Genomic DNA, 25,112 nt, shown 5'->3' on the forward strand with positions numbered 1-25,112 from the left:
AAATCTCTTCGCCAGTGGTTTAGGGAGTGCTCATATTGCGAGTCAATATTAATTGCATATCGGCGTAGGTGCCATGCGCGGGGTGCGTCTTCGCCGGTCAGCTTCCCGCCAGTCGCCGCGCGATGCCGGCGGCGCCCAATCCCAGCAGCCCGCCCAGGGCGGCTGGCAGGGCGGCGACGGCGGCGGTGATCAGGCTGCGGTCGATCTCCCGCAGCTGGCTGCCGGGGGGGGGCCAGCCGGTCAGATTGGCCACCAGCACCCCGGCGGCCAGCCCCAATATCACCATCCAGGTCCAGCGCGGCCCCAGCATGGACAGGGCGAAGGCCGAGATGGTCAGTATCGCCAGGGTGCCGGCCAGGGTGCCGTCTGTCATGTCCCACAGGCCGGCGCAGGCACCCAGCAGGGCGGCAAGTCCGGCGAGCAGAAGGGGTTTCGTATTGACCGACATGGCACAAACTCCGGTTCAGGTATGAACCGTAATCTGGCCCCCGATTGCGGCAAAACCCGGTCAAGGACCGGGCCCTGGCTGGGCAGTGCCAGGGTGCTGCGGTGACACATCCCCCTGGCGCTGCACCATGATGGCCGGCTTTGTGCCTTCCCCTTGCCGGGTTCAGGGGGCCAGAATCCGTTTTTCCCCCATCTTGAACCAGGCTTTGACGATCTTGCCCTCCGCCACCTCGTAAAGGCACAGTACATCCACCTCCCCCTTGCCTTCGGGGAAGTTGCGGGTGACGGTTTCATGGTCAGCCACCAGATTGCCGACCACGGTCCGGCTGATCAGCCGGCCGAACAGATCGGGTTCCTGAAACCGCTCCACATGCCGGGCGCGGATTTCTGCCGCCCCGCTGGCCAGCAGCGTGTCGGGAAAGGCGTAGTAGCGGCAATCCACCGCCCAGGGCTCCATGAACCGCTCGATATCCTTAGCATTATAGGCATCCAGTTGCCGGGCCACGGGTTGGGCCATGGCCCAGCCGGCTGGGTCGATGGTATGGGCCATGTGGATGGTGCTGCCCCCCATGAAGGGTTCGGTCGCCGTGACGACAAAGCCGTGCCGCTTGTACAGCGCGATATTGTCGGCAAAGGCACCATTGGTCAGCAACCGGATGTAAGGCTTACCGGCGGCACGTGCCAAAACCTCCGCATGACGCAGCAGAGTGCTTCCATGGCCCTTGCCCTGTTCCGGCGGGGCGACAGCAATATTCTCGATCCATAGATGGTCGGCACGGGTGACAGTGGCGATGATGCCCAGCAATTGATCGCCCCTTGTCAGAAGGTCGAACCGGTATTCCGCAAGGGCGCTCTTGTAATCCACCCGCATGGGCAAGGGTTCCCGCCCGATGACGGGTACCCATTTGCTGTAGGCATCGTGCACCAGCGTGGTGATAGCGCCGGCATCGTTGGGGCCGGCGGTCCGGATTGTGGTGGGCAGGCTGACTGTCATGCTATTCGTCCGTTGCAAAAGGGCAAAAGAAAACCCCGCATACCGGGGGTATGCGGGGTTGGTTGTGGTGCCGTGGGGAAGGAAGCCTGCGGACCCTTTGGCGGTCCTGCCCTATCTTCCCAGCCTGGCCAGCACAAAGCCCCGCGCAAAGGTGCTGCGGCGTCGGCTGGAAAAGGGGGCGTTGCAATTGTGCATGGCGGAGACGGTAGGGGTTGGGGCAGGGGGCGTCAATGGGGCGTTGCGTCTGCTTAACGCACCGCTGTCGCCCCTTCAGGCAAGTGGCGGGCGATCAGGTCTGCCAGACGGCGGATATCGGCGGCGCGTGGGCTGCCCCGGCGCCAGACCAGGGCCATGGTGCGGTGCGGGGCAGGGGCCTTGAAGGGGCGCAGGCTCACCTGCCCATTGCTGGCCAATGCCGGGGCGGCCAGGGCCGGCAGCAGGGTCAAACCCAACCCGCCCGCCACCATTTCCACCAAGGTGGGCAGGGAGGTGGCAGCGAATCCATCGCCGGCCTGAGCGCCGGACAGGGCGCAGACATCCAGCGCCTGATCGCGGAAACAATGCCCGTCTTCCAGCAGCAGCAGGCTTTCATCCTGCAGTTCCCCTTCGCTGACGGCATCGGCATTGTCCAGCCGATGGCCACGGGGCAGGGCCACCAGGAACGGTTCCTCATAAAGCGGCAGCACCTCCACCCCCGGTTCCAGTACCGGCAGGGCCAGCAGGGCCATATCCAGGTCACCGGCGCGCAGCCGGTCCAGCAGCCGCTCCGTCAGGTCTTCGCGCAGATACAGCTTCAGGTCGGGATAGGCCCCGCGCAGCGGCGGCAGCACGCGCGGCAGCAGATAGGGCCCGCTGGTCGGGATGACCCCCAGCCGCAGCGCGCCCGACAGCGGCCGGCCCGAGGCGCGCATGGCCTGCGACAGATCATCCACCTGCCCCAGAATCACCCGCGCCCGTTCCACCGCATCTTCCCCCGCCGGGGTCAGCAGCACACGGTGCTTGGTGCGTTCCACCAGGGGCGTGCCCAGCATATCCTCCAGCTGCTGAATCTGGGCGGAGAGCGAGGGCTGGCTGATATGGCAGGCGGTGGCGGCACGGCCGAAATGCAGCGTGTCGGCCAGGGCCACCAGATAGCGCAATTGGCGCAGGGTAATGTTCACCGGGTTCATTGGCCCATCCTATGGCCGCAGTCGGAACTTGCGATTAGCTTTTTTTGCTGCACTGCCCCCATATACGTCCCGTCACCGATGGCCATATAAGGGCTGGCGGTGACGCCCAGGCGCACCGGCCGCTCAATCACAAAAGTGGAGTTGTTCATTATGTTGACCGTTGGCGATAAGTTTCCCGCTTTCGACCTGAAGGCCACTGTTTCCACCGACATCAAGTCCGCCTTCACCACCATCAACAACGACACCTACAAGGGCAAGTGGCTGGTCGTGTTCTTCTGGCCGAAGGACTTCACCTTCGTGTGCCCGACCGAGATCGCCGCTTTCGGCAAGCTGAACGGTGAGTTCGCTGACCGCGACGCCCAGGTGCTGGGCGCTTCCATCGACACCGAGTTCGTGCACCTGGCCTGGCGCCAGAACCATGCCGATCTGAAGGATCTGCCGTTCCCGATGCTGGCCGACGTGAAGCGCGAGCTGTCTGCCGATCTGGGCGTGCTGGACAAGAACGAAGGCGTTGCGCTGCGCGCCACCTTCATCGTCGATCCGGAAGGCATCATCCGCTTCGCCTCCGTGCATGACCTGTCCGTCGGCCGCAATGTTCAGGAAGTGCTGCGCACCCTGGACGCCCTGCAGACCGACGAGCTGTGCCCCTGCAACTGGCAGAAGGGCGAGGACGTTCTGAAGGTGGCCTGATCCCCCATTTAAGGGCCATTTTCTGACGACGGATGGGCGCCGGCATCCCTCATGCCCATGGCGCCCATCCACCCCCTTTGACCGGTATCCTGTTGCGCCCCGACCTGTCGATTTCCTTCCGGGTCTGGTGGCGGCACCCCTGTTATCGGTTATCATCACATCGCCTGATCCCCGTGTCCCGGCCGCCCGATTGCGCCCGCACCAGGATTGTTGTGACCATTTCCCAAGGAGATGACAATCATGTCCATCGATGCGCTGAAGTCGCGCCTGCCCGAATACGCCAAGGATCTGAAGCTGAACCTGGGTTCGGTGCTGAACACCTCTTCCCTGTCGCCCTCGCAGGCCTGGGGCACGGCCGTGGCCGCCGCCTTTGCCAGCCGCAACGCGGAAGTGACCAAGGCCATCGTTGCCGATGCCAAGCAGCACCTGGATGATACCACGCTGACCGCCGCCAAGGCCGCCGGCGCCATCATGGGCATGAATAATATCTACTATCGATTCGTGCATCTGGCGGCCAACAAGGAATATTCCAAGATGCCGGCCCGCCTGCGCATGAACATCATCGCCAATCCCGGCGCGCCCAAGGTGGATTTTGAGCTGTGGTCGCTGGCCGCCAGCGCCGTCAATGGCTGCGGCATGTGCATCGACGCCCACGAGCACGAAGTGATCCAGAAGGGCGCTTCGAAGGAGAACGTGCAGGACGTGGTGCGCATTGCCTCCGTCATCCACGCCGTCGCCTCCGTGCTGGATGCCGAGGACGCGCTGGCCGGTTGATTGTTGCATTTTCCCTCAGGCGCCGGGCGGCGGCATCCGCCGCCTTGGCTTACGCCGCACGTGCGGCGGGCCGGCGGTCGCCGGCCTCCAAGGGGCATGGGCCATGCCCCTTGGGTTTCCCCCCGCGTTGATCAAAACCCCGGTGCCGTTGGCGCCGGGGTTTTTTGATTCGGGGCTTGACTCACTATTTCATTTCGATGATTGTTGAAATATGGAAATCAAAGCTGCCACTGACGCCTTCGCCGCCCTGTCCCAGGAAACCCGCCTGGGCATTTTCCGCCTGCTGGTGCAGGTGGGGCCGGATGGGTTGACGGCGGGGGAGGTGGCGCAACGCCTGGGCGTCGCGCCTTCCACCCTGTCGCATCACCTGGCCATGCTGGAACGGGCGGGTTTGCTGCGTTCCTGGCGGGTGCAGCGTCATATCCATTACGCGCCGGATTTCGACGGCACGCGTCGCCTGCTGGCCTTCCTGGTGCAGGATTGCTGCGGCGGCCGGCCGGAACTGTGCGGGGAAGGGCTGCTGGCGGCGGTTGGCGTCTGCACACCCGCTTGCAGCCCGGACGCACCCCACCCCATCCCTGTCGGAGCGTGAGATGAGTGATCAGCCCTATAACGTCCTCTTCCTCTGTACCCATAACTCCGCCCGCAGCATGATGGCGGAATGCATTCTGAACCGGCTTGGCAAGGGCCGCTTTCGGGCATTCAGTGCCGGCAGCCAGCCATCGGGCCGCATCAACCCCTTCGTGCATGATCTGCTGGCCCATCTGGGGCACGATGTTTCGACATTGCGGTCGAAAAGCTGGGACGAGTTTGCCGGCGCCGATGCGCCGCAGATGGATTTCATCTTCACCGTCTGCGACAGCGCCGCCGGGGAAGTCTGCCCCATTTGGCCCGGTCATCCGATGACCGCCCATTGGGGCTTCGCCGATCCGTCATCGGCCAGTGGCAGCGATGCGGAAAAGGCGGCCTTCACGGCGGAGATTTACCGCCAGATCGAACGGCGCCTGCAGCTTTTCGTCAACTTGCCGCTCGCCTCGCTCGACCGGCTGGCGATGAAGCGGCGTTTGGTGGAAATGGCCCAGCAGGAAGCCCTGTCATGACCGACATCACCATCTATCACAACCCTGCCTGCGGCACGTCGCGCAACACGCTGGCCATGATCCGTAACAGCGGCGTGGAACCGGCGGTGATTGAATATTTGAAGACGCCGCCCAGCCGGGCGGTGCTGGCCGACCTGATCGCCCGCATGGGCGTGCCGGTGCGGGCGGTGCTGCGGGAAAAGGGCACGCCCTATGCTGAACTGGGGCTGGATGATCCCAGCCTGTCGGATGATGCCCTGCTGGATGCCATGCAGGCCCATCCCATCCTGATCAACCGGCCCATCGTGGTGACGCCGCTGGGCGTGCGCCTCTGCCGCCCGTCGGAACAGGTGTTGGATATCCTGCCCGCCGCGCAGAAGGCCGCCTTCACCAAGGAGGATGGGGAGGCCGTGGTGGATGCGGCCGGTCACCGTCTGCGCTGATCCGCTTTCCCCCGTTTCTCATCGAAGGCTGCCCTGATCATGGCTATGCCCACCCGCCGCCTGTCCTTTCTGGACCGTTTTCTGACCGTGTGGATTTTTGCCGCCATGGCCCTGGGGCTGGTGCTGGGCAGCCTGTTCGACGGGGTGCCGGCCGCCCTCGACCGGCTGTCGGTGGGTACCACCAACATCCCGATTGCCATCGGGCTGGTGCTGATGATGTATCCGCCGCTGGCCAAGGTGCGGTATGAGGAATTGCCCCAGGTCTTCGCCGACAAGCGTATCCTGGCCCTGTCCTTGATCCAGAACTGGATCATCGGCCCCTGCCTGATGTTCGCGCTGGCGGTGATTTTCCTGCATGACCGGCCGGATTACATGACGGGCCTGATCCTGATCGGTCTGGCCCGCTGTATCGCCATGGTGCTGGTCTGGAACCAGTTGGCCTGTGGCTCCAACCAATATGTGGCGGGGCTGGTGGCCTTCAATTCCATCTTCCAGATCCTGTTTTTCAGCGCCTATGCCTGGTTCTTTCTGGGCTTCCTGCCGCCCTTGCTGGGGCTGGAGGGCAGCGTCATTGACGTGTCGTTCCAGACCATTGCAAAGGCGGTGCTGATCTATCTGGGCATTCCCTTCCTGGCCGGCTTCCTGACCCGGCGGGTGCTGGTCCGCGCCAAGGGGGAAGATTGGTATGAAAACCGCTTCCTGCCGCGTATCTCCCCGCTGACGCTGGCGGCGCTGTTATTCACCATCGTCGCCATGTTCAGCCTGAAGGGGGCCGATATTGTGCGGCTGCCGCTGGACGCGCTGGCCATTGCCGTGCCGCTGACGCTCTATTTCTTCATCATGTTCCTGGTCAGCTTCTTCACCGGCAAGCTGATCGAGGCGGATTACCCGCGTGCCACCGCCGTGGCCTTCACGGCGGCGGGCAATAATTTCGAACTGGCCATCGCCGTGGCCATTGCCGCCTTCGGTCTGGCTTCGCCTGTGGCCTTCGCCGCCGTCATCGGCCCGCTGGTGGAGGTGCCGGTGTTGATCTTGATGGTGCAACTGGCCCTGTGGCTGGGCCGCCGCTGGTTCCCCCTCACAGCGCCGACCAATACGCCGTTGCCTTGATCATTCTGATCAAGGCCCTCAATCGCCGGCGCCAACATCCGTTGGCTTGGCTTCACGCGGCATGGGCCGCGCGGCGGCAGTCGCCGCCGTACGAAGTTGTGATGAGTTTGCCTCATCACAACTTGCTATAAGGAGCAGGCTTAATGTCCCGTCTGCGTCAATTGAGCAATCCTGATCACCTGCCGGCCCTTGATCCCGCCTATGCCCATCGTCTGCCGGGCCTGGGGTTGGGGCCGCTGGACCCAAAGCCGCGCATCCTGTTGCTGTACGGTTCCTTACGTGACCGCTCCTTCTCCCGTCTGGCGGTGGAGGAGGCGGCGCGGCTGCTGGAATATTTCGGGGCGGAGACGCGCATTTTCGATCCGTCCGATCTGCCTTTGCCCGATCAGGTGAAGGGCGATGACCACCCGGCCGTGCATGAGCTACGCGCCCATGCCATCTGGTCGGACGGGCAGGTCTGGTGCAGCCCCGAACGCCATGGCCAGATTACCGGCATCATGAAGGCGCAGATCGACCATCTGCCGCTGGCCATGGGGTCCATTCGGCCGACGCAGGGCCGCACGCTGGCGGTGATGCAGGTTTCCGGCGGCTCGCAGAGCTTCAATGCGGTGAACAGCCTGCGCCTTCTGGGTCGCTGGATGCGGATGTTCACCATCCCCAACCAATCCAGCGTCGCCAAGGCGTTTCAGGAATTCGATGCCGATGGCCGGATGAAGCCATCCGCCTATTACGACCGCATCGTCGATGTGATGGAAGAGCTGGTGCGTTTCACCGTGCTGCTGCGCCCCCATGCGGCCACGCTGGTGGATCGCTATTCTGAACGCCGGGAAGCTGATCAGCCCGTCAGTGCGGCGGGCGAACTGGTGAACCAGGCGCTGGGGCGGGTGCTGTGATGCCGGGTGCGGGCGGCACCGCGCCCGCACCCGATGATCAGAACCCTGCCGCCGATGCCGGTGCCGGATCGAAGGCAGCCACCGCCTTGCCCCGCCGTGCCACCGGCAGCCCGCCTTTCCAGATGCCCAGATGCCGGGCCGGGTTGGCGGCCGCACTGATATCCGCCACCGGGTCGCCCGGCACCAGCAGCAGGTCGGCCACCGCCCCGCTGATCAGGCGGCCATGGTCGGGCAAGTCCAGCAGGTCGGCGGCGTTGCTGGTACCGGCCACCAGGGCCGCCAGCGGGTCCATGCCCAGGGCCACCATATGGGCCAGTTCCTGCGCATTCTCCCCATGCTGGTTGCCGGGGGTGCCGGCATCTGTTCCCAGCGCCACCTTGCCGCCGGCCGCCACGAAGCGCTTGAAGCTGGCGAAATGCATCCCGCTGAACCGTTCCGCCTTGTCCCGCGCAAAGGCGGGCAGCCGGTCCTTCAGCGCCAGCAAGGCCATCATCGCCGCCAGGGTCGGCACCAGATAGGTGCCGTTTTCCAGCATGGTGGCGATGATGGCATCGGTCAGTTCAAACCCATGTTCGATACTGTCCACCCCGGCTTCCAGCGCGCGGGCAATGCCACGGGCACCCTGGGCATGGGCCGTCACCTTCAGACCGAAATCATGGGCGGTGCGGGTGGCGGCGGCCAACTCTTCCGTGCTGGGATGCGGCGCCAGCGGGTCCACCCCGCCGGTCAGCACCCCGCCCGTGGCCATCAGCTTGATGCAGTCGGCCCCGTGCTTCACATTCAGCCGCACGCCGCGCATATAATCGGTCGGCCCGTCGCATTCCAGCCCGATCCAGGAACCATGGCCGCCGGTAATGGTCAGCACCTTGCCGGCGCAGCGGATGGTCGGCCCCTGGTGGCGGCCCTGGCGGATGGCATCGCGGACCGAGACTTCCAGCCATTCCACCCCGCCCAGATCGCGGATGGCGGTGATGCCGCCGGCCAGCGTGGCCTGGGCATTTTCCAGCAGCCGCAGGGCCATGTCGCCGACGCTGCGCTGGCGCAGGGTGGTGACGACATCGCCCGTCGCCTCCAGCCCCAGATGCACATGGGCATCCACCAGCCCCGGCATCAGGGTGGCACCGGTTGTATCCACCCGTGGGCCGGCAAAGCCGCCAAATTCCGCCAGCGGGGCGATGGCGGCGATGCGCCCATCGCCCACCAGCACGCCCAGACCGGGCCGTGGCGCGGTCAGCCCGTCAAAGACCAGCCCGCCGGCAAACAGCATCGGTTCCACGGCCATCGCCTCAGCCCTTTTTCACCGGGGCGGCATATTTGGCCAGCCAGTCGGCGATGGATTGCGGCGTCATGGAGCGGGCGCTGGACAGCTCGGCACTGTTGGTGGCGTTCAGCACCTTGTCATCGGCGGTGATGATCATCACCGTGGGCACGCCGCGCAGCTTCTCCACCCCGTACTTTGCCGGGATCTGCAGGTTCTTGTTCATGCGGCCCACATCCACCTTCACCAGCTCATAATGATCGGCCAGGAAGCTCTTCACCTCCGGCAGTTCCATGATGCCGGCCAGCACGCGGCAATCCGGGCACCAGTCGCCGCCGAAATTCAGCATCACCCGCTTGCCATTGGCCTTGGCGCGGGCAAAGGCGGCGGCCACCTCCGCATCGGCATTGGCTTCCTCGTCATAGGGGAGCGGCAGCGGCTGCGGCAGGTCTTTTGTATCGGTGACGGAAACGCTGGGGGCTGCCACCTGGGCGGCGGCCGTGCCGGCACCCAGCAGGGGCAGGGCCAGCAGGCCGGCCAGGGCGAATGCATGAAGGGCGGTTTTGCGCATGGATCGGTCCTTGGGAATGGAATTGAACGGGCTTCCGGCCGGCCGCCAGTGTAGCCTGCCCGCGCCCGCCGTGAAGGGGGCAAACCGGCTTTGATGTTGGAAATCTTGGTTGATCCTGCCCTGATCGGCCTGTTCGGCCTCTGCTTTACCGCCGCGACCCTGCTCCCCGGCGGGTCAGAGGCGGCGCTGGTCGCCCTGGCGGTACAGGGGGCGCATCCGCCCTGGCTGCTGCTGGCGGTGGCGACGCTGGGCAATGTGCTGGGGTCGGTGGTGAATTTCTGGCTGGGCCGGGGGATGCGCCATCTGGTCGGGCGGCGCTGGTTCCCCGTCACGGCCGTCCAACTGGCGCGGGGGGAGGAACTGTTCCGCCGCTATGGTGCCTGGACGTTGCTGTTTTCCTGGGCGCCCATCATCGGCGATCCGCTGACGGTCGCGGCCGGCAGCCTGGGCGTGCGTTTTCCCCTGTTTGTGATGCTGGTCACTTTGGGAAAGCTGGCGCGTTATAGTGTGGTGATGGCGCTGACGTTGGGTGTGTTGGGGGCGGTTTAGGGATGTATGACCGGCCACTGCTTTTTCCGTTACCCCGGCGAAAGGCCCAAAGGGGCAAACGTCGTCCCTTGCCCTCTCCCTGCCTCCCCCGCGAAAGCGGGGGTCCAGGGCCAAGGGCACCGAAGTGTGGTTCTTGCGGCCCCTGGATCCCCGCTTTCGCGGGGAAGGCACTTTATTCCAAGAGGAGACGTTAGCCCCGATGGGCCTGCACCGGGGGGGACGGTGGCCGAAACCTCTTCCGCCGAAGCACATCTCACCGCCGCTTTCCGCCTCTGATCACAAGGAGAACCCCCATGAGCTTCACCGACAAGCGCGATGCGTCCCGGTTTGAACTGGCCGTTGACGGGCAGGTGGCCTTTGCCAATTACCGGCGCGGCCCCGATCTGATCGAGATTTTGCATGTGGAGGCCCCGCCCGCCCTGCGCGGCACCGGGGCGGCGGGCAAGCTGATGGAAGAAATCATGGAGGCGGCCCGGCTTGAAGGGGCGAAGATACGCCCCATCTGCGGCTATGCCTTCGCCTGGATGCGCCGGCACCCGACCCATCACGACCTGCTGGCCTGATCCCATCGGGGGAAGAGATGCGCCGCCTGACCATTCCCGTCCTCACCGCCGCCCTGCTGACCGGTTTTGCCGCCCCGGCGGCGCTGGGCCAATCGTCCGCTGCCCCGGTCTATGGCGTGCAGTTGGAAGGGTTCGATTATCCTTACCCGTTGAAGCATTATACCTTCGCCAGCCAGGGGCAGGATCTGTCCATGGGTTATATGGATGTGGCCCCCACCGGCCCGGCCAATGGCAAGGTGGTGGTGCTGCTGCATGGCAAGAATTTCTGTGCTGCCACCTGGGAAGCCACCATCGGCGTGCTGACCGGGGCGGGTTACCGCGTCATTGCCCCCGATCAGGTGGGGTTCTGCACCTCTTCCAAGCCGGTGCGCTATCAGTTCTCCCTGGCGCAACTGGCGACCAACACGCGCGATCTGCTGCGCTCCCTGGGGGTGACAAAGCCCATCATCATGGGCCATTCCATGGGCGGGATGCTGGCCATCCGCTATGCCCTGACCTTCCCCGATGGCCCCGATAGCGTACAAAAGCTGTTGCTGGTCAACCCGATCGGGCTGGAGGACTGGCAGTTCGAGGGGGTACCCTATGCCAGTATCGACAGCCTCTATGAAAATGAGCTGAAAACCAGCGCCGACAGCATCAAGGCCTATCAGCTGCGCTTCTATTATAATGGCAACTGGAAGCCCGATTATGACCGCTGGGTACAGATGGCAGCGGGGCTTTATAATGGGCCGGGCAAGCAGCAGGTGGCCTGGAACCAGGCGCAGACATCGGAAATGATCTTCACCCAGCCGGTGGTGCATGAGCTGGTGCGGCTGCGCCCACCCACGGTGCTGTTCATCGGTGCCAAGGACCGCACCGCCCCCGGCGCCAACCGGGCGGATGAAGAAACCCGCGCGCGGCTGGGCAATTATGCGGAACTGGGTCGCCGTGCCGCCAAGGCGATTCCCAACAGCACCCTGGTGGAATTCCCCGCCTTCGGCCATTCCCCGCAGGTGGAAGCGCCAGACGATTTCCACAAGGCGCTGCTGGAACAGTTGGGGCGGTAGCGCCCCACCCGCTCACCCCGGCCGGTGCGTATCCAGCAACCCGTCCGGCAGTTCCATCGTGTAGGGCCCATCGGTCCAGAGCAGCAGGGAACGCACCGTGCGGCCGGGGTAAAGCTGGCGCATGGCATCCCGATAGGCCGACATCTGCTGCAGATAGATCCCCGGCACATCCTCGGCCTGTTTGGGCGGGGGCCGGTTGGTCTTGTAATCGACGATCCAGACCTCCGCATCCGTGACCAGCAGCCGGTCGATCTGGCCGGAGATGGCCCAGTCGCCCACCAGCCCCACCACCGGCACCTCGCCCCGGCTGTCCGGCCCGAACAAAGGCGCGAAGCGGGGATCGGTCAGCACGGCAATAGCTTCGTTGGCGATTTCCTGCTGCTCTGCCGCCGCCAATTCATGCGCCGGCCGCGCCAACCACGCGGCGGCACTGTCCCGCCAATGGGCGGGGTCGGTATCGGGCAGCACCTGCAACAGCTTATGCATCAGTGTACCGCGCTTGTAGCGCTTGCCATCGTCAGCACCCAAGGGGGAGCGCACGGCCGGTTCCGGCCCTTCCGGCTGGGAGGGCATCAGCGGCTTGGATGGGGTGGGGTCTTTCGGGGCCGGCACGCGGGCCCAGAGGGGCAAACTGTTTGCGGGTCCAGTGCTGGGGGCCAGCGGGGGCGGGGCCTTCACCGGCTCGGTCTGCACATCATGCAAAGCCAGCCCTTCACCGGCCCAGCCGGCCGGTGAAATGGCGGTGAAGTCAAACGGCACGCCCTTGGCCATGCCGCCCAGCGCCTGTTCCACCAGCCGGTACCAGCTTCCGGGCCCGCCGGATTTGGCCGCCTGTTCCCAGCCGCAGACGATCAGCCGGTCTTCCGCCCGCGTCAGCGCCACATAAAGCAGGCGGCGATATTCCTGGTCGCGCCTTCGGTCGGCGGCGGCGCGCACCTCCTTGGCCCCATCATGTTCCATGCCCCGGCGCGGGGCGTAAAGCGGCACATCCGGCCCTTTTGCCTCCGGCTCCGGCCACAGGATGCGCGGGCTCATATCCGGTTCGCCCATCGTGTCGGGCAGGAAGACGATGGGGGCCTGCAAGCCTTTGGAGCCATGCACGGTCATGATCCGCACCAGCCCTTCGCCCTCCCCCCCGCCGGTATCCAACTCGCGCTTCACCTCCGCCTGCGAGGCCTCCAGCCAATGGATGAAGCCTTGCAGGGAGGCGACGTGATCGCGCTCAAAGGTCAGGCAAGCGGTCAGGAATTCGTCCAGCGGGTCCATCGCCTCCGACCCCAGCCGGGCCAGGATGGCACGACGGCCGGACCCTTCGCCGGGTTTGGGGTCGGCGGGGCAGGGCCGTGTCAGCAGGCCGGCGAACAGCTCATAGGGTGCGCGGTAATCGGTATCGGCCAGCAAGGCGCGCAGATAATCATGGGCGGGCGCCAGGGCCGCATCGGTTTTGGCCCCGTTGGTCAGGGCCATCCACAGGCTGCCGGGGCGATCATAGGCCACCTGGAAAAGCTGATCCTCCGAAAGCCCGATCAGCGGGGATTTCAGCAGGGTGGCCAGGGTCAGATCATCTTCCGGCAGAATCAGGAACCGGCCCAGCGCCAGCAGGTCCATCACCGAAAGCTGTTCGGTCAGCACCATACGGTCGATGCCGGCCACCGGCACGTCACGATCCTTCAGCGCGCGGACCAGATGCTGCACAAACTGGTTGCGGCGGCGGACCAGCACCATGATATCGCCGGGCCGCACCGGGCGGCCCTTGGGTTCCAGCATCTCCCCCTGGCGCAGCCAGAAGGCAATCTGGTCGGCCATCACGGCGGCCAGCCTTGCCACCGGCTTGTCGGCCTGTTCGGTGGCTGTCGGCGGCGCCCAGGGCGTGGGTTCGGCGGCATCGGCGGGGCGCACCAGCGGCCAGATTTCCACCTTGCCGGCCATGCCGCGCCGGAAGGGGATGTGGCGCACATCCACCCCATCGCTGGCCACCCCGTCACGGGCCAGCCCGGCGGCAAAGACCTGATCCACCGCGCGCAGCACGGCGGCGACGGAGCGGAAGGAGGTTTGCAGGTCCACCACCTGCCAGCGCTGGGAGGCGGCAGCCACCTTTTGCCCGAAATGCTGGCGCATCCGGGCGAACTCCGCCGGGTCGGCGCGCTGGAAACTGAAGATCGACTGCTTGTCGTCACCCACCACGAACAGGGTGCGGATCTTGCCATCCGCCGCGTTCAGCCCGCTGAAAAACTCCTCGGCGATGCTTTTCACCACGGCCCATTGTTCGGGGTTGGTGTCCTGCGCCTCATCGATCAGCACATGGTCCAGCCCGCCATCCAGCTTGTACAGCACCCAGGCGCAGGCATCGGGCCGCCCGGCCAGAACGCCCTGGCCGGTCAAAAGGTTGGAGGCGGCCAGGATCAGATCGTCGAAATCCAGCAGGGCGCGGGCATCTTTCAGCCGCTGATAGGTGCCCAGCATCGCCTCGCCCAACCGCAGCAGGGCGGCGGTATAGGTGCCGACCAGCAGGCGTTTTTGTTCCTCCAGCACGGCGATCAGGCGGGCGGCTTCCCGCTGCAATATGTCCAGCGCCATCGGGTCGCTGTCGACCAGCTTCTTGGTCATCAGCGTCTTGCGCACCTCCCCATCCGCCGTCAGCAGCAGGGGAAGGTAGCTGCGCCAGTTGCGCAGGCGGCTGGCGGCATCGCTGTCCAGCCACATCTGCAAACCGATGCCACGTTCAATATCCGTCTTGCTGCCGCCAGCCAGATGGGCGCAGCAGCGGCGCAGGCCGATCATGTCAAAGCCGCCATCCGCGCAGGCCCGTGCCAGCAAGGCCGCCTCGCTGTCGCCGTCGGCCAGCCGCAGATGCTGACGCAGGGCGGTGATAGCACCTTCCAGCCCGCCATTTGCATCCAGAATGCGCCGCAGCCGCCCGCGCTCGGCCGTCAGGTCGGCCAGCAACTGGTTGAAATCATCCTCCGACACGGTGCCGGCCAGCAGGGCCACGGCCTGGGACAGGGGGCTGTCGGGATCATAGCGCCCGGCCAGCAGCACGGATTGCTTGGCCTCCTCCAGCAGCTCATCCGCCGTGCGGTCGTCCATCACCTCAAAATTCGGGGCCAAGCCCGCTTCCAGGGGGAAGCGGCGCAGCAGCGACTGGCAGAAGGCGTGAATGGTCTGGATTTTCATGCCGCCCGGTGCATCCAGCACGCGGGCGAACAGGCGGCGGGCAGCCGTCACCTCCGCCCGCGATGGGGCATGACCGGTCAGGGCCGTCAGATAGTCCTGGAGTTTGGCATCCTCTGCCACCGCCCAGACCGACAGGCGGTCGGCGATGCGGTTGGCCATTTCCGCCGCTGCCGCCTTGGTGAAGGTCAGGCAGAGGATGCGCGACGGTTCCGTGCCCGCCAGCATCAGCCGCAGCACCCGGTCGGTCAGCACCTTGGTCTTGCCCGTGCCCGCCGAGGCCCCCACCCAGACGGAGCTTTCCGGGTCAGACGCCCGGCGCTGCAGCACATTGGGATCGGTGGGGCGGTCGATGGTCTGGATATCTGTCGGCATGATGGTGGCAGAGTAGCGGGGCCACCCCCCATCATGCAACGGGTGACGCCTGCCGCCGGTTCGGGTTACTCTTACCCTCGGTTGCGGGGTATCCATTGTTCTCCACAGAAGGCGGGGTCGTCGGTGGACCGGGAAAAGTGGCTGGATGCGGCACCGGCGCGCACGGCCCGGCGCGTGGCGCTGGTGTTCCTGCTGCCCTCCATTGCCTGGATCGTCTTTTCCGACGGGGTGGCGGAGGTTCTTTTCTCCGATCCTGATACGCTGTCCCTGTTCCAGACGGCCAAGGGGCTGCTGTATGTCGGCAGCATCACCATCATCCTTTATCTGGTGGTGCGGGGGCTGATGACCAGCTTTGCCGAGCGCACCCACGCCGCCCTGGCCGCCCGGGAGGCCGGGGCAGAGGCACTGCGTCAGGCGCAGATGGAAACCCAGGCGCTGGAGCGGGCGAAAACCCAGTTCCTCTCCAGCGTCAGCCATGAGTTACGCACGCCCCTTAACGCCGTCATCGGTTTTTCGGAGATGCTGGGCCAGCCGGATATCGCCCGCTCGGTGGAGCGAGTGCGGGATTATGCCGGGGAGATTGCCAGCGCTGGCCATAATCTGCTGGAACTGGTGGAAGCCATCGTCGCCTGTGCCGAGGCGGAGGTGGGGCGCCCCCTGCGGCTGGAACGGCTGGACCTGCGGGCGGAGGTGCTGCGGGCCGCCGGCAATGCGCGGGTGCGGGCGCAGCAATGCCGCACCGATGTGGCGGTGGCGGTGCCCGATGATCTGTTGATCCGGGCCGACGCCATCGCCCTGCAGCAAATCCTGTTCGCCCTGCTGGATAATGCCATCGCCCATACCCCACCGCAGACACGGGTGGAGATCAGGGCCGGGGTGCTGGCCGATGGCGGGGTGCGGCTGGTGATTGCCGATGACGGGCCGGGAATGCCGGATGCCCTGCGCGACGCCATCGGCAAGCCGTTTCTGCGGGCCGGCGACCCGATGACGGCGGGGGTCGGCGGCCTGGGGCTGGGGCTCTATCTGGCGGCCCTGCTGGTCCGCCGCCATGGGGGTGACCTGTCGGTCGATACACAGGGTGGCGGCACCCGGATCATGCTGCGTTTTCCGGGTGGGGCCATTACGCCAACGTCTCGTTGAACCCGTCCAGCAGCTTGGCGATCTGGCCGCTATCCAGCTTGACCATCACCTGTTCCGCCAGGGCGGTGGCGCGGTTCAAGCCCAGCGCCCGCACGCGGCGCTTCACCAGGGGCAGGTTGGCCGGTGCCATGGAGAGTTCACGCACACCCAGCCCCAGCAGCAGGGCGGTGAAACGCGGATCGCCGGCCATTTCCCCGCAGATGGAAACCGGGATGCGGGCATGGTTGGCCGCCTGCACGGTGAATTGCACCAACCGCAGCACCGCCGGGTGCAGCGGGTCGTAAAGATGGGCCACCTGCTCATCACCCCGGTCGATGGCAAGCGTATACTGGATCAGGTCATTGGTACCGATGGCGAAGAAATCGCAGACATTGGCCAGGGCGTCGGCCGCCAGGGCCGCCGCCGGTATCTCGATCATGGCGCCCAGCTTGGGCATTTCCGCCGGGATCGGCACGCCGCGCCGCTGCAGGCGGCGGGCGACGATATTCATCATGTCGCGCACATGCCGCACTTCGCCGGGGGAACAGATCATCGGCACCAGCACGCGCAGCGGCCCATGGGCGGCGGCGCGCAACATGGCGGCCAGTTGGGTTTCCAGCAGCTTGGGTTCCTTCAGCCCCAGCCGGATGGCGCGCAGGCCCAGGGCGGGGTTGGCCGGGCTGGCGAAATGTTGGCGCAATGGCCCGGCCAGCTTTTCGCCCCCCACATCCAGGGTGCGGGCGGTGACCGGGCGCCCTTCCATCTTCTCCACCAGGGTGCGCAGCACCTCGTACTGCTCTTCCTCTCCTGGCAGATCGTTGCGGTTCATGTACAGGAACTCGGTGCGCAGCAGGCCGATGCCGGCGGCACCGGCATCGCGGGCATTGTCCTGCTCACGCGGCAGTTCCAGATTGGCCTGCAGGCCGATGGTGGTGCCATCCAGGGTGATGGCGGGCAGGCCACCCAGACCGCGCAACTGCTCCCGCTCCGCCCGCCAGGCGGTCTGGCGCTGGCGATATTCGGCCAGCATTTCCGGGGAGGGGTTCAGCAGCACCCGGCCCTGCTGCCCGTCCAGGATCACCATATCGCCCGGCTGCACACCCTGCAGCAGCCCCGCTGCGCCCAGCACGGCCGGCAGGCCCAGCGATCTGGCCATGATGGCGGTGTGGCCCTCCGCCCCGCCCAGCACGGTGGCAAAACCGGCGATGCGTGCCGGGTCCAGCAGGGCGGTATCGGCGGGCGTCAGTTCCTCTGCCAGAATCACCGAATCGTTCGGCAGGCGGGAAAAGGCGAGATAGGGCGTGTCCTGCAGGTTGCGGATCAGCCGCCGGCCCGCCTCCCGGATATCATCCACGCGGGCGGCCAGATAGGCATCATCCATGGCGGCGAAGCTCTGCGCCAGGGCCGCAATCTCCTGCTGCACGGCCGATTCGGCATTGGCCAGATCGTCGCGGATGCGCCGTTCCACCCCACGGATCAGGCGGGAACCGGACAGCATGGCCTGATGCGCTTCCAGCAGGGTGGCGACGTCGGCCGCCGCCTCCTCCGGCAGGGTGCGGGCCTTCAGCTTCAGCTTGGCCAGCTGGCGCCGGGCCTTTTCCACCGCATGGTGAAAGCGCTTCAACTCGTCAGCCACCGCCTCGGCGGCGATTTCATATTCCGGCACCTGGGGGGTGCCGGCTTCCACCACATGCGCGGGGCCGATGGCGATGCCGGGTGACACGCCCAAGCCGCGCAGGATGCGCTGGCGGCCGGGAAGTCCGGATGAAATGTCGGTCGCCGTCCCGCCGGTGCGGGCATGGTCGTTGCGCGGGGTCATGGGCTGTTTCCTGCGGGCCTGTCGCCCGCTTATAGTCCAACGCCGGCCTTACGCCCAGGCGGCGGACCATAACCTTCCGTTTCGGGGGATATTTCCCGGTTCTGCGACCGGGTTGGGGGCCTGATTCTGCTGGCGCGGTGCCGGCCGGCTTAATCCTCGCCGAACTTGTCCGCCACCAGCTGGACCAGGGCATCCATCACTTCCTGCGCCTGCCGCCCGGCGGCCAGAATCTCAATCTGGGTGTCGATGCTGGCGGCCAGCATCATCAGCCCCATGATGGAGACGCCGGAGACCTCCGTATCGCCGCGCACCACCTCCACCTGTGCGTCATACTCTCCGGCCAGCCGCACGAATTTGGCGGCGGCCCGGGCGTGCAGGCCACGGCGGTTGCGGATGGTGACGGTCTGTTTCAGCGCATCGGGGGGCAGTAGGCTCAAGCTTTTCTTCCCATCTCAGCTTTCGGCCAGCAATGCCGAAGCCACATTGATATATTTGCGGCCGGCTGCCTGGGCATCGGCGACCGCCTTGTTCAAGTCTGCACCGGCTTTGCGGACCGATGCCAGCTTGATCAGCATGGGCAGGTTCATGCCGGCGATCACTTCCACCTTGGCGCGGTCCATGATGGAGATGGCAAGGTTCGACGGTGTGCCACCGAACATGTCGGTCAGCACAACCACCCCGTCACCGGTGTCACAGGCGGCGACGCTGGCCAGGATGTCGTTGCGCCGCTGTTCCATATCATCTTCCGGGCCAATGCAGACGGCGCGTACCTGCGCCTGCTGCCCCACGACATGTTCCAGGGCGGCGATGAATTCCTCGGCCAGACGGCCGTGGGTGACAAGGACCAAGCCGATCATCTGCTTTCCCTTGGGGATTCGCCGGCAGCCAGACCGATATCGGTGGCCGCCGTCTGGGTGAGGGGGGCGGCCGGCGCCGCCTCCTTGCGGACGAGGTCGCGGTGCGCCTCGCCAACCTTGAAGCCCCGCTCCTTCAGCCATTCGGCGAGCGTATGGGCGATGAAGACCGACCGGTGCTTGCCGCCGGTACAGCCGATGGCAATGGTCAGGTAATGTTTGCCTTCGCGCACATAGCGCGGCAACAGCGGTTCCAGCAGCCGGGTCAGGTTCTGGAAGAAATCCACATAATCCGGATCATGCGCCACATAATCGGCCACCGGCTGGTCCAGCCCGGTCAGTGCCCGCAGGCGCGGATCCCAATGCGGATTGTCCAGAAAGCGCACATCGAAGACCAGATCGGATTCGCGCGGCACGCCCTGGCGATAGGAAAAACTGGTGACGAAAATCTTCAGCGCCGGCCCGTCATCCAGATGGAACAGGCCAGCCAGATGGCGGCGCGCATCATGGATGGAGAAATAGGTGGTATCCACCACCTCATCCGCCGCATCGCGCAAAGGCTGCATCACCACCCGTTCATGGGCGATACCGTCCAGCACCGGGCGATCCAGCGCCATCGGGTGCGGGCGCCGCGTCTCCGTATAGCGGCGCTGCAGCGCGTCGGCATGGGCGTCCATGAACAGCAGCCGCACCCGCAGGTCCGGCCGCTGGCGCAGGGCGGCGATCTGGTCCAGCAGGGTATGGGCGTTGAAATCACGGGTGCGGCTGTCAATGCCAATGACCAGCGGCCGGTCATGGCTCTGGCTCACCAGCGGTTCCAGCAGGGAGAGGCGGAGATTATCCACCGCCTCATATCCCAGATCCTCCAGGCATTTCATGGCGGTCGACAGGCCGCTGCCCGACATGCCGGTGGCCACCACCACCGGCAGCGGGGCGTCGACGTTGAAACTGTGCCCCTGGTCCTGCTCTGTCATTGTCGCACCCCTGTGGCATGGCAGGCCATGGCCCAGGCCGGTTCCCCCGGTACCAGCGGGCCATCGGCCGCCAGCGTGCGCATGGCCAGCCGCAGGGCGGCGGGGGCGGAGGCGTGGAAGGGGGCCAGCGACAGGCAGGGCAGGCGGACGCCATGCAGCATGGCGTGGCGGGGAAGCGGTAGCCGCTCAACCTGACCCGCCGGGACCAGATCAACCAGCAACCTTATTGGTGTAGGGGACAGATGCGGCACGGCCAGAACCCCCAGCCCCCGCACCTCCAGCAGGCCCGCCAGCGCTGGCGGGGCGGCGGCCAGCAAGGCCGCATCCTCCCCATGCGTCAGATCAACACGGTCATCGGCCACCAGCGCCGCACCGGCATCCAGCAGCCGCAAGGCCAGATCAGATTTGCCGCAGCCTGACGGTCCCCGCAACAGCAGACCGGCACCGTCGATCGCTACACAGCTTGCGTGAATCTGGATCATGGTCAGCGATAGATGGGTATAAAGGATGCCTGAGACAATAAGCTGTCCCGGCCCCGATCATCCAATCGCCATACCGGCTGATGCGCCATCGTTGCGTTCGCCCCGTACAATGGAATGGTATTCTTATCAAAGCCTCTGCCCTGGGGCGAGCGTAATTGGAAACCGACCGGCCGTTGGGCGATGCGGTCAGGACAGGGAAGGCTCCCACAATCGTTGGCGCAAAAATGCTTGTGTCCGGTATAGAAAACACACCTCCCCTGACCGGATGGCCTGCCCCGTGCCTGATTTCATCACCTCCGACATTCTGGCCTTCCTGGTTGCCGCTGCCTTTACCGCCGGATTCATTGATGCCATTGCCGGCGGCGGCGGCTTGATCACCATCCCTGCCCTGCTGTCGGCAGGTATCTCCCCGGCGGCAGCGCTCGCCACCAATAAATTGCAGGGCAGTTTCGGCACGGCCATGGCCACCTTTACCTTCTGGCGGGCCGGCCAGATCGAGCTGAAGGCCATGGCTTTCCCGGTGGCCTGTGTGCTGGTGGGGGCGGCGGCGGGCACCGGGCTGGTGCAGCATGTCGGCGGCGGCTTCCTGATGGCGCTGATCCCGCTGCTGCTGGTGGCCATTGCGCTTTATTTCCTGCTCAGCCCGCGTGTGGGGGATGTGGAGGCGCAGGCCCGCATCAGCCTGCGTGCCTTCAGCCTGACCGTCGGGCTGGCGGTTGGTTTCTATGATGGTTTCTTCGGGCCGGGCACCGGCAGCTTCTTCGCCCTGGGCTGTGTCGCCCTGCTGGGCATGAATATGCGCCGGGCCACCGCCAATACCAAATTGCTAAATTTCACCAGCAATATCGTCAGCCTTGCCGTCTTCGCGCTGGGTGGCCAGATACTCTGGCTGGTCGGGCTCTCCATGGCGGTGGGGCAGGCGGCGGGGGCTTTCCTGGGCTCCCACGCCGCCCTGCGATTCGGCGCCCGGCTGGTGCGGCCCCTGCTGGTCATCGTCTGCCTGGGTATGACGGTGCGGCTGGTGGCCAACCCGGACCACCCGCTTTATGCTTGGGTCCGGCAGTTGTTCTGACCCGGTTTTGCCGATGGTGTAATACCAACGGTCAGCATTCATGACCGTTGGTACGGCGGCGACCGCCGCCGCGCCGCTTGGTAGCGGCGTAGCCAAGCCAGCGGATGCTGGCGCCGGCGATTGAGGGGCGCGAAAGCGTGACCTTCGGTCATGATTTCGTGCCGAGATGATAATTCGTGAGGCCCCATGCTGGATTTGACCGACAGCCAGATCGAACGCTATGCCCGCCACATCATGCTGCCCCAGGTGGGCGGGGTGGGGCAATCACGGCTGCTCTCCTCCTCCGTTCTGGTGGTGGGGGCGGGGGGATTGGGCGCGCCCTTGCTGCTCTATCTGGCCGCCGCTGGGGTCGGGCGAATCGGCATTGTCGATGATGATACGGTGGATCTCTCCAACCTGCAGCGGCAGGTGATCCACGATACGGCCGGCATCGGCGTGCCCAAGGTGGAGAGTGCTGCCGCCCGCATCCGCGCCATCAACCCCGATGTGGTGGTGGAGCCGCACCGGCTGCGGCTGAATGCTGGCAATGTGCTGGATTTGATCGGGCGCTATGATCTGGTGGCCGACGGCACGGATAATTTCGCCACCCGCTTCCTGTTGAACGATGCCTGCCATCTGGTCGGGCGTACGCTGGTCAGCGCCGCCATGCTGCGATTCGAGGGGCAGCTCTCGACCTTCAAGTCTCACCAGGGGCACGCCCATCCCTGCTATCGCTGCATTTTCCGCGATCCGCCGCCGCCGGGCACGGTGCCCACCTGCTCAGAAGGTGGCGTGCTGGGGGCGCTGGCCGGCAGCCTGGGCAGCCTGCAGGCGGTGGAGGTGCTGAAGGAATTGCTGGGTATCGGCGACAGCCTGTCCGGTCGGCTCTTGCTTTATTCAGCGCTGGAAACCAGTTTCCGTACCATAAAGGTGCGGCGCGACCCGGAATGCCCCACCTGTGGTGACCATCCGGTCTATTGCGATCTTTCGCACCATCCCTCCCCGAAATGAGGCTTTCCCCATGCCCCAAGGTTCGCAAGGTCTGGCGCTGATCGTTCAGGCCGGCGGTTATGATCGTGTGCATTATGCCCTGGTGCTGGCCAGTGCGGCGGCGGCCACCGGGCGGCCGGTGACCCTGTTCTTCACCGGCCGCGCCCTGCCGGCGCTGCTGGACCGGCAAGGCTGGCGCCGGCTGGATTTCTCCGATGATGGCACCAGCCCTGAGGCACGGGACGCCACGCTGGCCCATCGCGGCGTGGCCACGATGGAAGAATTGCTGACGGCCTGTGCCGAACTGGGTGTGCGCTTCCTGGCCTGTGAGATGGGCTGGCGGGCGCTGGGCCTAAGGGATGTCACCATCCGCCCAGACCTGTCGGTGGAAACGGCGGGGGTGGTAACTTTGCTGGGCGCCGTCCCGCCGGATCACCACCTGATTTATGTGTAACCCCCTTACTGCCCTGCTTGCCGCACATTTCGCCCCTTTGGCCAAAGCCCTTTTCCCGTCTCGATTCGCGCGATAGGGTCGCGGCCTGTTTTGCCGCTTCAAGGAACGGGTTTGGGTGATGGCGAAGGATATAGAGACGGCCGCAGTGACGATTGTGCCGCCCAATGGGCCGCTGGTGGGGCGTGTGGCGCCGCCGGGGTCGAAATCCATCACCAACCGGGCCTTGCTGCTGGCAGCCCTGGCCCGGGGCACCAGCCGCCTGACCGGCGCGCTGAAAAGCGACGACACCAAGCATATGGCCAATGCCCTGCGCCAGATGGGTATCGGGGTGGAAGAACCGGACGAGACGACCTTCATCGTCACCAGCCCCGGCCATCTGACGGCCCCGCAGGGGCCGCTGTTTCTGGGCAATGCCGGCACGGCCACCCGCTTCCTGACTGCCGCGGTTGCCAGTGTGGATGGCACCGTGGTGGTGGATGGCGATGAGCATATGCGCAAGCGCCCCATCGGCCCGCTGGTCACGGCGCTGCGCGCCCTGTCGGTCGATCTGGAGGCGCCGACAGGCTGCCCGCCCGTCACCGTGCGCGGCAAGGGCGCTTTGCCGCCGGGCCGGGTGGAAATCGATGCCGGCCTGTCCAGCCAATATGTCAGCGCCATCCTGATGGCGGCGGCCTGCAGCAGCGGCCCGGTGGAGATTGTTCTGAAGGGCAGCGAGATCGGCGCGCGCGGCTATATCGACCTGACCGTGGCGGCCATGCGGGCCTTTGGCGCCAGCGTGGAACAGCCCGATGCCGCCACCTGGCGGGTACAGCCCACCGGATATCGCGCCGCCGATTATGTGATCGAGCCCGATGCCTCGGCGGCAACATATCTCTGGGCGGCGGAAGCGCTGACCGGCGGGCGAATCGATCTGGGGGTGCCGGCCGATGCCTTCACCCAGCCCGATGCCAAGGCCCAGGCGATCATCGCCCAGTTCCCCGACATGCCGGCGGTGATTGATGGCTCGCAGATGCAGGATGCCATCCCGACGCTGGCCGTGCTGGCCGCCTTCAACAACAATCCCGTCCGCTTCGTCGGCATCGCCAATCTGCGCGTCAAGGAATGCGACCGGGTGCGCGCACTGTCCACTGAGCTGACGCGAATCCGTCCGGGTCTGGCCTGGGAGGAGGGGGATGACCTGATCGTCGCTGCCGACCCGTCCCTGGCCGGCCAGACGCTGGCCACGGAAATCCACACCTATGCCGACCATCGCATTGCCATGTGCTTTGCGCTGGCCGGGCTGAAGCTGCATGGCATCACCATTCTGGACCCGGTCTGCGTTGGCAAGACCTATCCGGGCTATTGGCGTGCCCTGGCGTCGCTGGGGGTGACGTTGGTGGACCGCAATGCCTGAATTGCCCGAGGTTGAAACCGTCCGCCGGGGCCTGGCCCTGAAGCTGGAAGGCAGGGTGCTGGTGCGGGTGGACCAGCACCGGCCCAACCTGCGCTTTCCCCTGCCAGCGGATTTCGCCGCCCGGCTGACGGGGCGGCGGGTGCTGTCACTGGACCGGCGGGCCAAATATATCCTGATCCGCGTGGATGGCGGGCTGGTCTGGATGATCCATCTGGGCATGTCCGGCAGCATGGTGGTGAAGCCCGGCCCCGCCGGGGCCCCCGCCGCGCATGACCATCTGGTGTTCCATACCGATGATGGCTGGGTCGTCACCTATAATGACGTGCGCCGATTCGGTTTCATGGACCTGTTCGACGAATCCGGGCTGGACAGCCACCCGATGCTGGCCGCACTGGGGCCGGAACCGCTGGGCAATGGCTTCCATGGGGCCGCCCTGTCGGAACGACTGGCCGGCCGCCGCACGCCGATCAAGGCGGCCCTGCTGGATCAGAGCGTGGTGGCGGGCCTGGGAAATATCTATGTCTGCGAGGCCCTGTTCCGCGCCGGCATCGCCCCCACCCGGCTGGCCGACAGCGTGGCCGGTGCCGATTCCGAACGGCTGGTGCCGATCATCCGCGATGTGCTGGGGGAGGCGATTGCCGCTGGCGGTTCCACATTGCGTGACTTTGTCCAGTCCGATGGGGAGCTGGGCTATTTCCAGCATAATTTCCGTGTCTATGGCCGGGAGGATGAGGCCTGCGTGACCTGCGGCCAGGATGGCGCGCCGGAAGGCCGCATCCGCCGCATCGTGCAATCCGGCCGCTCCACCTTCTTCTGCCCGCGCTGTCAGCGATAGGACGGGCAG

27 protein-coding genes are annotated in these 25,112 nt (G+C 65.8%); 16 read left to right on the forward strand and 11 right to left on the reverse strand.

What is annotated here, in order from left to right; translation table 11 throughout:
* Window positions 1-97 precede the first annotated feature (97 nt).
* From CHB97_RS01650 to CHB97_RS01660, 3 genes are all read right to left on the reverse strand, one after another.
* On the reverse strand, window positions 98-448 hold the full coding sequence (locus CHB97_RS01650; protein WP_089286189.1) for a hypothetical protein: 351 nt from the start codon (window positions 446-448) through the stop codon (window positions 98-100).
* A gap of 162 nt (window positions 449-610) precedes the next feature.
* Window positions 611-1,441 carry a GNAT family N-acetyltransferase gene (locus CHB97_RS01655; RefSeq protein WP_089286190.1) on the reverse strand — a complete coding sequence of 277 codons (831 nt, stop codon included), beginning with the start codon at window positions 1,439-1,441 and terminating at the stop codon, window positions 611-613.
* A 248-nt stretch (window positions 1,442-1,689) separates the two neighbouring features.
* Window positions 1,690-2,610, reverse strand: a complete 921-nt coding sequence (locus CHB97_RS01660; RefSeq protein WP_089286191.1) for a LysR substrate-binding domain-containing protein — start codon at window positions 2,608-2,610, stop codon at window positions 1,690-1,692.
* 150 nt (window positions 2,611-2,760) lie between these two features.
* Here CHB97_RS01660 and CHB97_RS01665 point away from each other — a divergent pair, with 150 nt between their 5' ends.
* The 7 genes from CHB97_RS01665 (at window position 2,761) to arsH (ending at window position 7,599) form a co-directional block, all read left to right on the forward strand.
* Entirely contained in the window at window positions 2,761-3,300 is a 540-nt protein-coding gene (locus CHB97_RS01665) for a peroxiredoxin (RefSeq protein ID WP_089286192.1), read from the forward strand.
* Between the two features lie 240 nt (window positions 3,301-3,540).
* Entirely contained in the window at window positions 3,541-4,074 is a 534-nt protein-coding gene (locus CHB97_RS01670) for a carboxymuconolactone decarboxylase family protein (protein WP_089286193.1), read from the forward strand.
* A 211-nt stretch (window positions 4,075-4,285) separates the two neighbouring features.
* Window positions 4,286-4,666: a helix-turn-helix transcriptional regulator gene (locus CHB97_RS01675; protein ID WP_089286194.1), complete on the forward strand. Its 381-nt coding sequence runs from the start codon at window positions 4,286-4,288 to the stop codon at window positions 4,664-4,666.
* Window position 4,667: 1 nt separating this feature from the next.
* Window positions 4,668-5,174: an arsenate reductase ArsC gene (locus CHB97_RS01680; RefSeq protein WP_089286195.1), complete on the forward strand. Its 507-nt coding sequence runs from the start codon at window positions 4,668-4,670 to the stop codon at window positions 5,172-5,174.
* Window positions 5,171-5,596 carry an arsenate reductase (glutaredoxin) gene (arsC, locus tag CHB97_RS01685; protein ID WP_089286196.1) on the forward strand — a complete coding sequence of 142 codons (426 nt, stop codon included), beginning with the start codon at window positions 5,171-5,173 and terminating at the stop codon, window positions 5,594-5,596. Before CHB97_RS01680 ends, arsC begins: the two co-directional genes overlap by 4 nt.
* A gap of 45 nt (window positions 5,597-5,641) precedes the next feature.
* Window positions 5,642-6,706, forward strand: coding sequence for an ACR3 family arsenite efflux transporter (gene arsB / locus CHB97_RS01690; RefSeq protein WP_200819807.1), 1,065 nt, complete (start codon window positions 5,642-5,644; stop codon window positions 6,704-6,706).
* Window positions 6,707-6,849: 143 nt separating this feature from the next.
* A complete protein-coding gene (gene arsH, locus CHB97_RS01695; protein ID WP_089286198.1) occupies window positions 6,850-7,599 on the forward strand; it encodes an arsenical resistance protein ArsH in 750 nt (249 codons plus the stop codon).
* 37 nt (window positions 7,600-7,636) lie between these two features.
* On the opposite strand, the gene CHB97_RS01700 is transcribed toward arsH, so the two are convergent.
* Both CHB97_RS01700 and CHB97_RS01705 read right to left on the reverse strand, forming a co-directional pair.
* Complete coding sequence (locus CHB97_RS01700; protein ID WP_089286199.1) at window positions 7,637-8,881, reverse strand: amidohydrolase family protein; 1,245 nt, start codon at window positions 8,879-8,881, stop codon at window positions 7,637-7,639.
* Between the two features lie 4 nt (window positions 8,882-8,885).
* Window positions 8,886-9,428, reverse strand: coding sequence for a co-chaperone YbbN (locus CHB97_RS01705; protein ID WP_089286200.1), 543 nt, complete (start codon window positions 9,426-9,428; stop codon window positions 8,886-8,888).
* Window positions 9,429-9,533: 105 nt separating this feature from the next.
* On the opposite strand from CHB97_RS01705, the gene CHB97_RS01710 reads away from it, so the two are divergent.
* From CHB97_RS01710 to CHB97_RS01720, 3 genes are all read left to right on the forward strand, one after another.
* Window positions 9,534-9,977, forward strand: a complete 444-nt coding sequence (locus tag CHB97_RS01710) for a YqaA family protein (RefSeq protein ID WP_244559342.1) — start codon at window positions 9,534-9,536, stop codon at window positions 9,975-9,977.
* A gap of 293 nt (window positions 9,978-10,270) precedes the next feature.
* The gene (locus CHB97_RS01715; protein WP_089286202.1) at window positions 10,271-10,540 is read left to right on the forward strand and encodes a GNAT family N-acetyltransferase; all 270 of its coding nucleotides are present in this window, start codon (window positions 10,271-10,273) and stop codon (window positions 10,538-10,540) included.
* 17 nt (window positions 10,541-10,557) lie between these two features.
* The gene (locus CHB97_RS01720) at window positions 10,558-11,586 is read left to right on the forward strand and encodes an alpha/beta fold hydrolase (RefSeq protein ID WP_089286203.1); all 1,029 of its coding nucleotides are present in this window, start codon (window positions 10,558-10,560) and stop codon (window positions 11,584-11,586) included.
* A gap of 12 nt (window positions 11,587-11,598) precedes the next feature.
* Here CHB97_RS01720 and addA read toward each other — a convergent pair whose 3' ends face one another.
* Complete coding sequence (gene addA, locus CHB97_RS01725) at window positions 11,599-15,132, reverse strand: double-strand break repair helicase AddA (RefSeq protein ID WP_089286204.1); 3,534 nt, start codon at window positions 15,130-15,132, stop codon at window positions 11,599-11,601.
* A gap of 123 nt (window positions 15,133-15,255) precedes the next feature.
* Between addA and CHB97_RS01730 the strand changes: the two genes are divergently transcribed.
* A complete protein-coding gene (locus tag CHB97_RS01730; protein WP_160105475.1) occupies window positions 15,256-16,272 on the forward strand; it encodes a sensor histidine kinase KdpD in 1,017 nt (338 codons plus the stop codon).
* Here the strand turns inward: CHB97_RS01730 and ptsP are convergent.
* The 5 genes from ptsP to CHB97_RS01755 all read right to left on the reverse strand — a co-directional run bounded on the left by ptsP (window position 16,253) and on the right by CHB97_RS01755 (window position 20,380).
* A complete protein-coding gene (gene ptsP, locus CHB97_RS01735; RefSeq protein ID WP_089286206.1) occupies window positions 16,253-18,070 on the reverse strand; it encodes a phosphoenolpyruvate--protein phosphotransferase in 1,818 nt (605 codons plus the stop codon). The two genes, CHB97_RS01730 and ptsP, sit on opposite strands and share 20 nt — an antisense overlap.
* 149 nt (window positions 18,071-18,219) lie before the next feature.
* Window positions 18,220-18,507 (reverse strand): HPr family phosphocarrier protein, encoded by a 288-nt coding sequence (locus CHB97_RS01740; RefSeq protein WP_244559343.1) that lies wholly within the window; start codon window positions 18,505-18,507, stop codon window positions 18,220-18,222.
* 15 nt (window positions 18,508-18,522) lie between these two features.
* Entirely contained in the window at window positions 18,523-18,927 is a 405-nt protein-coding gene (locus CHB97_RS01745; protein ID WP_089286207.1) for a PTS sugar transporter subunit IIA, read from the reverse strand.
* A complete protein-coding gene (rapZ, locus tag CHB97_RS01750; protein WP_089286208.1) occupies window positions 18,924-19,898 on the reverse strand; it encodes an RNase adapter RapZ in 975 nt (324 codons plus the stop codon). Before rapZ ends, CHB97_RS01745 begins: the two co-directional genes overlap by 4 nt.
* On the reverse strand, window positions 19,895-20,380 hold the full coding sequence (locus tag CHB97_RS01755; RefSeq protein ID WP_089286209.1) for an HPr kinase/phosphorylase: 486 nt from the start codon (window positions 20,378-20,380) through the stop codon (window positions 19,895-19,897). The genes rapZ and CHB97_RS01755 overlap by 4 nt, the downstream gene beginning before the upstream one ends.
* Before the next feature lie 277 nt (window positions 20,381-20,657).
* On the opposite strand from CHB97_RS01755, the gene CHB97_RS01760 reads away from it, so the two are divergent.
* The 5 genes from CHB97_RS01760 to mutM all read left to right on the forward strand — a co-directional run bounded on the left by CHB97_RS01760 (window position 20,658) and on the right by mutM (window position 25,103).
* The gene (locus tag CHB97_RS01760) at window positions 20,658-21,452 is read left to right on the forward strand and encodes a TSUP family transporter (RefSeq protein ID WP_244559344.1); all 795 of its coding nucleotides are present in this window, start codon (window positions 20,658-20,660) and stop codon (window positions 21,450-21,452) included.
* 186 nt (window positions 21,453-21,638) lie between these two features.
* Window positions 21,639-22,442: a molybdopterin-synthase adenylyltransferase MoeB gene (locus tag CHB97_RS01765; RefSeq protein WP_200819772.1), complete on the forward strand. Its 804-nt coding sequence runs from the start codon at window positions 21,639-21,641 to the stop codon at window positions 22,440-22,442.
* 10 nt (window positions 22,443-22,452) lie between these two features.
* Complete coding sequence (locus CHB97_RS01770) at window positions 22,453-22,875, forward strand: DsrE family protein (protein ID WP_089286211.1); 423 nt, start codon at window positions 22,453-22,455, stop codon at window positions 22,873-22,875.
* 118 nt (window positions 22,876-22,993) lie between these two features.
* The gene (aroA, locus tag CHB97_RS01775; protein WP_089286212.1) at window positions 22,994-24,268 is read left to right on the forward strand and encodes a 3-phosphoshikimate 1-carboxyvinyltransferase; all 1,275 of its coding nucleotides are present in this window, start codon (window positions 22,994-22,996) and stop codon (window positions 24,266-24,268) included.
* A complete protein-coding gene (gene mutM, locus CHB97_RS01780) occupies window positions 24,261-25,103 on the forward strand; it encodes a bifunctional DNA-formamidopyrimidine glycosylase/DNA-(apurinic or apyrimidinic site) lyase (protein WP_089286213.1) in 843 nt (280 codons plus the stop codon). The genes aroA and mutM overlap by 8 nt, the downstream gene beginning before the upstream one ends.
* Window positions 25,104-25,112: the final 9 nt, after the last annotated feature.

Source organism: Azospirillum sp. RU38E, from assembly GCF_900188385.1.
In the GTDB taxonomy this organism is placed as follows: domain Bacteria; phylum Pseudomonadota; class Alphaproteobacteria; order Azospirillales; family Azospirillaceae; genus Niveispirillum.